This window comes from Paraburkholderia diazotrophica (assembly GCF_900108945.1).
Lineage (GTDB): Bacteria > Pseudomonadota > Gammaproteobacteria > Burkholderiales > Burkholderiaceae > Paraburkholderia > Paraburkholderia diazotrophica.
Genome location: NZ_FNYE01000060.1, coordinates 23,043 through 29,830, shown reverse-complemented (window position 1 = coordinate 29,830; position 6,788 = coordinate 23,043). Strand labels below are relative to the sequence as shown.

The following is a 6,788-nucleotide window of genomic DNA, read 5'->3' as shown; positions in this document are numbered from 1 at the left end:
GGATAGCTGGCCACCTTGCCACTCGCATAGCCCTGCGCGCCAAAGTGCTCACGGTTGGCCGCACTGTCGGGCGTGCGCAGCGTGGTGCCGTCCATCGCCCACAGACTTAACCCCTTGAACGCATGGTGAGCCGCGTCCTGAGTCGTCCACGCCCGCGCCGTCTGCTCAAACAGCCAGGCCATCGGTGCCTCGCCGATGCGTTGGCGTGCCTGCACCACCGCGCTCTTGCTGACAAATGGCGCGGCTTCGTTGGGCAAGGCCAGATCGAGACTGTCGAGCACCTCGCTAATCGACCAGTGACGGTACATCGCCAGCGCGATGACCAGCCAGACCACCTGCTCAGCAGGCAAGCGCCGGCGCCGAATACTCGCCGCCCCCGTAGCCTGCACCGCCCGTTCGATCCATTCGTAGGGCAGATGCTCAGCCAGCCGGCTGAGGTCGGCCGGCTGCTGCGCATCGAGCAGGAAGGTCAGGTGACTGGAGAGCATCGCGCCGAAAAGTTAACAGCTCGGCGCGTCGTTTACAACATCTTCCCGGAACAAAAACAAAAATGCCGTTCAGTGCTTAACTGAACGGCATTAGGCCACGCGCCGGGTTTTTTGTTTACGCGAAAGGCACGGCGTTTACGCGAGCTTTGCACGTCGTTAGCGCAGCGCGCGGCGGTATCTTTGCGTTATCACCCGCGTCCCTGACGCATCGACTCGCCGGCTTAGGCCGGTCTATTTGTTGTTCAACCCTCCGGGAACTCACTCCCGGCGGGGCTGGGTTCCCTCCCCGGAGACCCGCAATGCAACAGCAACCTACTCTTGCCCTCAAACAGATCACCATCGCTGCCAATTCCCGCACGTACTTCGACGCGGCGGAAATGGAAGAGCTGACGGCTTCAGTCCGCGAAAAGGGCGTCATCCAGCCTGTCATCGTTCGCACGCTCGCCGATGGCGGATTCGCTCTCGTCGCTGGTGGCCGCAGATACAGAGCGGCCATGACGGCGCATGGCGAGGATTACCAGATACCCGTCGTCGTCAAGGAGATCGATGAAGTCGAAGCCAAGCAGCTTGCGATCATCGAAAACATCCAGCGCGCGGATATGTCGCCCGCTGAGGAAGCCATAGCCGCTGCCGAGCAGGTTGGCCTGTGCAAGGGCGATCGCGACGAAGTCGCGCGCATCTTCGGATGGTCGCGCGTCACGCTCGACAAGCGCCTCGCACTGATGAACTGCAGCGCTTCCGTTCTCGAAGCGCTCAACACCCGCCAGATCCTTCTGGGTCACGCGGAGCTGCTGGCCGCGCTTCCGAAAGAGACGCAGGACAAGCTGCTGCCCGTCATCATCAAGGAAGCCAAGCCGGTCCCCGAATTGAAGAAGACGATCGAACAGGTTGCCTGTTCGTTGTCCGCCGCAATCTTCGACAAGACCGACTGCGCGAACTGTGCTCACAACTCGTCCACGCAGGGCGAGATGTTTGGCGAATCCATCGCCACGGGCAACTGTACCAACCGAACCTGTTTCAACGAGAAAACGGAGAAACAGCTTGAGGCGGCCGCTTCCGGTCTTCGCGATGACTATCCCGTCGTGCGCATCGTGCGCGCGGGCGATAACCACACGCGAATCCAGCTTGCTGTCGACGGCCCCAAGGGCGTCGGCGAAGAACAGGCGAAGGCGTGCCATGCGTGCCAGAACTATGGCGCTGCCGTGAGTGGTTTGCCTGATTCGATCGGCAAGGTCTACAAGGGCCAGTGCTTCGACACCGTCTGCAACATGAAGATGGTCGCGAAGCGCCTGCAGGCTGAAAAAGCGGCTGTCGCGCCGAAGTCTGAAGCCAAACCCGCCCCATCAGGTGCGCAGGGCAAGGCAGCGGGTAAGGCGAATGCTGCGCAGCCGTCGACGACAAGCAATCCGCCGGCGACGGTGGTGGCCGAATCGGATCGCATCAAGACGTATCGCGTTGCGCTGTGGCGCAAGGCGCTGCGTCGCGAGATCGGTGCGAACCCCGCGCTTGCGCAGCGTTACCTCGTCTCCATTGCGCTCGCCGGACAGGCCCGCTGTGTCGACGATTCGACGCTCAAGGGCATCTGGGAAAAGCTCACGGAAGAAAAGGTCGTCACGACGGACCTCGCGGAGGTTGCGACATCCGTTGGCGCTGCCGACGACGCGAAGCTGGCTCTCGCTGTCACTGGCCTCACGGTCGCCGCGATTCAGGGACTGGACGTGCACCATCTGACGAGTCTGTGCCGTCACCATCGACTCGACCTCAATCAGCACTGGAAGCTCTGCAAGGAGTTTCTCGAACTGATCACAAAGTCGGAAATGATGGTCGTGGCCGACGAGCTTGGCATCCGTGCCGCGCTCGGCGACGAGTTCAAGAAGGTGTTCAGCAAATCGAAGGCGGAAGTCATCGACGCGCTGCTGAACGTCAAGGGCTTCGACTACACGGGCAAGATCCCGAAGGTTCTGAAGTATTAAACGCGCCTTCTGGCGCATCGACTGAAGCGGGCGTCCTGCGTTTGCTTCATTTTCTTGTTGGACTGCCCTCGGGCAGTCCTTTTTCATTTGTGGAGTTTTTATGTTCGTTGAACTTGAAGCGTTGTTGAAGTCGTGCACCACGCTGAAGCTGTCCATCAAGTCGAAAGGCGATGCAATGGTCGTGGTCGTCATGCCGGAAGGCGAGGCGAAAGACGCGACCCTGCGTCAGCCGCTCGTGATGACGGCGAGTGCTGCAGAACTTGACGCTGGCTTTGCTGAACATCTTGCCACGTACACCGGCGCTTACGCGTCGTTGGCGGAGCAGGTGGCGGCTACCACGGCGATCCTCGGTGAAGCGCAGAAGACGCAGGTCACGAAAGCGACCAAAGCGCTGTCTGGCAAGGGCAGCAGAAGTTTGCCGGCCCCTGCCCAGTCTTCACCAGGCGCGGATGAACCGGACGATGACGACGACAGTGATGCGTCGGACCCGGATAGCGGTACGGCGAAGGAAGCGGAGACAGCAACTGCCCAGGCGGCTACTGAACCCGCGTCCACCGGCACCGATCTCGCGTCGCTCTTTTAAGGAGGCAGGTCATGTCGATTACCGTCACCCGTCTCGCACGCGAATTTCTCTACAACGGCGTCACCTTGCCGGACCCCGGTCCGACGTTCAGCCCGGAAGAGGTGCGCGATATCTACTCGGGGCAGTATCCCGAGTTGACCACCGCGTCCGTCGACGGGCCCGACGTGTCGGGCGATGTTGCGAGCTACAAGTTTGTCCGCGCGGCGGGAGCCAAGGGTGCGTATGCATAAGCAGACGCTGCTCAAGGCACTTGCCGACCCGGTCAACGGGTTCAATCAGGAGCCGCCCGAAAGGGCGGTTTTTTTATATGACGACGAGGTTCGCAAATGCTGTTCGATCCTTCATTCAATGATCGACCGGTCGATGCGGATGCCGCTGCGTCCTGGCAACCGCCAGGCGCTGCCGTTGCCCGACATCGATCTTCCGATTGTGTTCTGACGCTGCCGGACGTCGACGCTGACGTTCCTGCCAGGGCGACGATCAAGTGGCGCAGCGAGGCATCGCTCGACGCGATCATCCTCGAGCAGTTTCGCCACGGTCCACTGCGTGCCGGTGATGTTCATGACCCGGCGAGTCCGGTGGATGCGTTCCAGCAGGCGTTTTTCGCGTGGGCGGGCCGGCAGCTTGGCGGCTCACTGCGGATGATCTCGTTCGGCCTGGAACTGCTGGACACGAACGCGGTGAATGACATTGTCTGCCACCAGTACGACCGCGAAGACTTCAAGCCGGTTTCGCCGCTGCATCTGGGCGTCGCGCTTGAAAACGAGTGGGTGCATGAAGTCGGTGTGCGCGCCCAGCCGCTCAGGGACGCGCATCCATTGCTTCTGTACACGCTGTTCAACCTCGTTGATCGCGCGTCGTGGAAGACGGTGCCGGTACGTACGCCTGGATGGTTTCTCTGCGAGGCCGCCTGCCGGCATTGGGATGGGGACGAGAGCGCTTCCGACAAGGATGCGCATGACCTGCTGATGGAGATGTACGAGGACGAAGAAGCTGTCCAACGTTATCTGCCATCAACGCTCAGGGCCGCTCTTTGCCCTGACGAGGTCCGCAGTCCCTCGAAGGTACAGGGACGCCGTGCCCGCTCGTCGGTCCTTTCTGGGAACGAGTTGCGGACGCTGCGACGCGACGTGCCCGGATTTGTTTCGAACGTGTGCTCCGAACTGGTTGCGCTGCAAGACCTGTTGCGACGGGCTGGCAAACGTGAGCTGTTCGACGCTGGCTACGAAGCTCACCCGCTCTATTCCGGTTGCACGCTGGTCCTCGAACACAACGAGAGGACCAGCGAGCTGCTCGACGACTTTCTCGAAGCTGAATTCTCAGCGGGAGAGGCGTCGGGCTACAGCCGGTTTATCACTTTTTCCAACACACGACACGGCATCCGCTCGCAGTACGCGGAGTGGGGCCTTGGCCTGCAAATACTTCGCCGCCTGGATCGCCTGCTGGCGCTGGTGGTGGACCCTGACTAGGAGTTGTTCAATGAAGAATGTTTCGATTGGCCAGACCGGTCACGACGTGACGCTGTCCGCGGCGCTGTTGCTCTATACGTCCGAGACCGGCTCAAACTATGCGACGGTGCATCCTGTCACGGCAGAACGGAAGACGGGGCGCCCGATCATCGGTGCAGGTCGGCCGCTGGATCGTCGCGTGCTCATCGACACGCTGACCCAGCTGGACCGCAACGCGGCACCGAAAGCTGATTTCCTTCCGGCCAGAGTGCTGGGTGTGACCTCGGCAGCGGTGACGTGGTGGTGCCCGCCGACTCGGAGACGCGTGTTTTTTCGCTGCGAGGAGTTAGGCGAGCGAAGCGCTGTCGTCCCGCACCCGGGGCTTGTGTTCCAGGCGAGCACCGACGGCTTTTCCGTTTATTCCGTGATGGGCGACGGCAGGCCTGAGCCCGATACGCCGCTGTTCGAGCCTCCGTATTTCAATACGTGGAACGAAGGCAGGATCTGCATCGGTACGGCGAAAGTCCCGAAACGCATTGAAGTCGATGCGATCGCGGGATGGGAGGAGGGCTTTTTCAGTTCCGCCTTCACGCATCCGAATCATGGCGGCAAGCGCGTCGAGTACAAGGAGGGGTTTTTCGCGTTCTGGAAAGACATGCTGGACGGCAAGTTCGAGGTGTTTCCGCTTGACTCGCTGGTGCCGATGAAGGGTGCGACTGCGGGCAAGCTCGTGACCGGAAAGAAGGGAGGTAAGAAATGAATCCCGTCGATCAGGTCCTTCAAGCCTCTTTCCCGTCGGTCATGGTGCCGGCGCGCGAGCCAGTCGTGCCCATGTCTGCATCTGGTGAGCGCCTGCTCATCGCGTCCAACGGCGTGTTCCTTGAAATCAATCGCCCGTGGATCCGGCTCGTCCGGCAGCTTGGCTCGTATGGCTGGCGCACGCCGGTTCCCTACGGTCTGGCGGCCGAAGCGACGGAAGTGCGGTGCGGTCCTGTGCCGGCGGAACTGGTGGCCGGATTCGCCCGCATGGCGCGTACGGCTTTGCCCAACGAAGCAGGAGCATGGATCACGTGGAACGGGTCGACTGGCGCGTTTCGTCTGGTCCCGCTTCCTTCGTTGTCGCACGGTCCGGCTCATCTGCGCTACGAGCGTCCGCAGCTGGAAGCGGATGAATGGCTGGTGGTTGACTGCCATTCGCACGGTCACGGCAAAGCGTTTTTCTCGTCGACCGACGACGGCGACGATCTGCATGATGTGAAGCTCGCGCTGGTGCTTGGTCACTGTCACCGCACGCCATCCGTGGCACTGCGGCTATGCGCGAAGGGCCGCTTCGAGGTACAGGAGGCGGTTCCTGAGCGCTGGCAGGCTGCGCTGTCCGGGGAGGTTGCATGAACGGACAGCTATTGCACAAGACACCTGCACACATGCTGAGCGGGCCGTGGAAAGTCGTGGTTGTTGGTGCGGGCGGCACAGGTAGCGCTTTGCTGCCGTCGCTTGCCCGCCTGCATCACGCAATGATCGAGCTCGGTCACCCGGGCGGGATTGAATGCGTGGTGTACGACGACGACACCGTCAGCGAGTTCAACGTGGGCAGACAGGGGTTCTATCCAAACGACGTCGGCCAGTACAAGGCGACGTTGCTGGTGAACCGCCTGAACCTGCTGATGGGCACAAACTGGGTCGCCGAACCACGGCGGGTCGATTCGAGCGTGAGCCTTCGTGCGGACATCGTGATTGGCTGCGTCGATTCCCGGCGCGCCCGTCATGCGATCGCGCAGGCGGCCAGGCGTGGCAGGTGTCTCTACTACCTCGACTGCGGCAACGAGACGGATCGTGGCCAGGTGATTCTCGGCGAGTTCGGCAAGGCGCGGCATGACAGGCTGCCCCATGTGGGCGACCTGTTTCCCGACCTGTTGAATCCGAAGAATGACAAGGGCGACGATACGCCGTCCTGTTCGATGGCGGACGCACTGCGCAAGCAGTCGCTCGTCATTAACCAGGCAATCTCGGTGCAGGCTTTCAACCTGTTGTGGTCACTGTTTCGCAACGGTGGCCTCAATTTCTCGGCTGTGTTCGTGAACCTCGCAACGGGGCGAACGAACCCGGTTCCGATTGACCCGGCGGCGTGGGCGCGCTTCGGCTATGACGCGCCAAAGCCGACCATGAAAAAGACCAGAAGGCCTGCAAAGGCTAAGGCCGCCGTCTGAAGCCCGCCCGTTTAAGGCGCGGCGCTATACCTCTCTGATGTCCCCGTTTCGGCGGGGCATCAATCTCCATGTCTCAAACTGCAGGTGTC

General features: G+C 61.5%; 8 protein-coding genes. 7 read left to right on the top strand and 1 reads right to left on the bottom strand.

Going from position 1 to position 6,788, the window contains the following annotated elements:
• A partial coding sequence (locus BMW76_RS37710; RefSeq protein WP_177200618.1) for a transposase domain-containing protein occupies nt 1-488 on the bottom strand: 488 nt, incomplete at its 3' end.
• Nucleotides 489-787: 299 nt separating this feature from the next.
• Here BMW76_RS37710 and BMW76_RS37705 point away from each other — a divergent pair.
• The 7 genes from BMW76_RS37705 (at nt 788) to BMW76_RS37675 (ending at nt 6,699) form a co-directional block, all read left to right on the top strand.
• A complete protein-coding gene (locus tag BMW76_RS37705) occupies nt 788-2,461 on the top strand; it encodes a PRTRC system ParB family protein (RefSeq protein ID WP_090873841.1) in 1,674 nt (557 codons plus the stop codon).
• Nucleotides 2,462-2,561: 100 nt separating this feature from the next.
• Entirely contained in the window at nt 2,562-3,044 is a 483-nt protein-coding gene (locus tag BMW76_RS37700) for a PRTRC system protein E (RefSeq protein WP_090873840.1), read from the top strand.
• 11 nt (nt 3,045-3,055) lie between these two features.
• Entirely contained in the window at nt 3,056-3,274 is a 219-nt protein-coding gene (locus BMW76_RS37695) for a PRTRC system protein C (protein ID WP_090873839.1), read from the top strand.
• A 96-nt stretch (nt 3,275-3,370) separates the two neighbouring features.
• Nucleotides 3,371-4,513: a PRTRC system protein F gene (locus tag BMW76_RS37690; protein WP_090873838.1), complete on the top strand. Its 1,143-nt coding sequence runs from the start codon at nt 3,371-3,373 to the stop codon at nt 4,511-4,513.
• 10 nt (nt 4,514-4,523) lie between these two features.
• Nucleotides 4,524-5,252: a PRTRC system protein B gene (locus BMW76_RS37685; protein WP_090873837.1), complete on the top strand. Its 729-nt coding sequence runs from the start codon at nt 4,524-4,526 to the stop codon at nt 5,250-5,252.
• Complete coding sequence (locus BMW76_RS37680) at nt 5,249-5,884, top strand: PRTRC system protein A (RefSeq protein ID WP_090873836.1); 636 nt, start codon at nt 5,249-5,251, stop codon at nt 5,882-5,884. Before BMW76_RS37685 ends, BMW76_RS37680 begins: the two co-directional genes overlap by 4 nt.
• Entirely contained in the window at nt 5,881-6,699 is an 819-nt protein-coding gene (locus BMW76_RS37675; RefSeq protein ID WP_090873835.1) for a PRTRC system ThiF family protein, read from the top strand. Before BMW76_RS37680 ends, BMW76_RS37675 begins: the two co-directional genes overlap by 4 nt.
• Nucleotides 6,700-6,788: the final 89 nt, after the last annotated feature.

Bases quoted from the DNA above. Each gene is read 5' to 3' on its own strand.
- BMW76_RS37695 (WP_090873839.1), top strand. From the start codon at position 3,056: ATGTCGATTACCGTCACCCGTCTCGCACGCGAATTTCTCTACAACGGC.
- BMW76_RS37680 (WP_090873836.1), top strand. From the start codon at position 5,249: ATGAATCCCGTCGATCAGGTCCTTCAAGCCTCTTTCCCGTCGGTCATG.
- BMW76_RS37705 (WP_090873841.1), top strand. From the start codon at position 788: ATGCAACAGCAACCTACTCTTGCCCTCAAACAGATCACCATCGCTGCC.
- BMW76_RS37675 (WP_090873835.1), top strand. From the start codon at position 5,881: ATGAACGGACAGCTATTGCACAAGACACCTGCACACATGCTGAGCGGG.
- BMW76_RS37685 (WP_090873837.1), top strand. From the start codon at position 4,524: ATGAAGAATGTTTCGATTGGCCAGACCGGTCACGACGTGACGCTGTCC.
- BMW76_RS37690 (WP_090873838.1), top strand. From the start codon at position 3,371: ATGCTGTTCGATCCTTCATTCAATGATCGACCGGTCGATGCGGATGCC.
- BMW76_RS37700 (WP_090873840.1), top strand. From the start codon at position 2,562: ATGTTCGTTGAACTTGAAGCGTTGTTGAAGTCGTGCACCACGCTGAAG.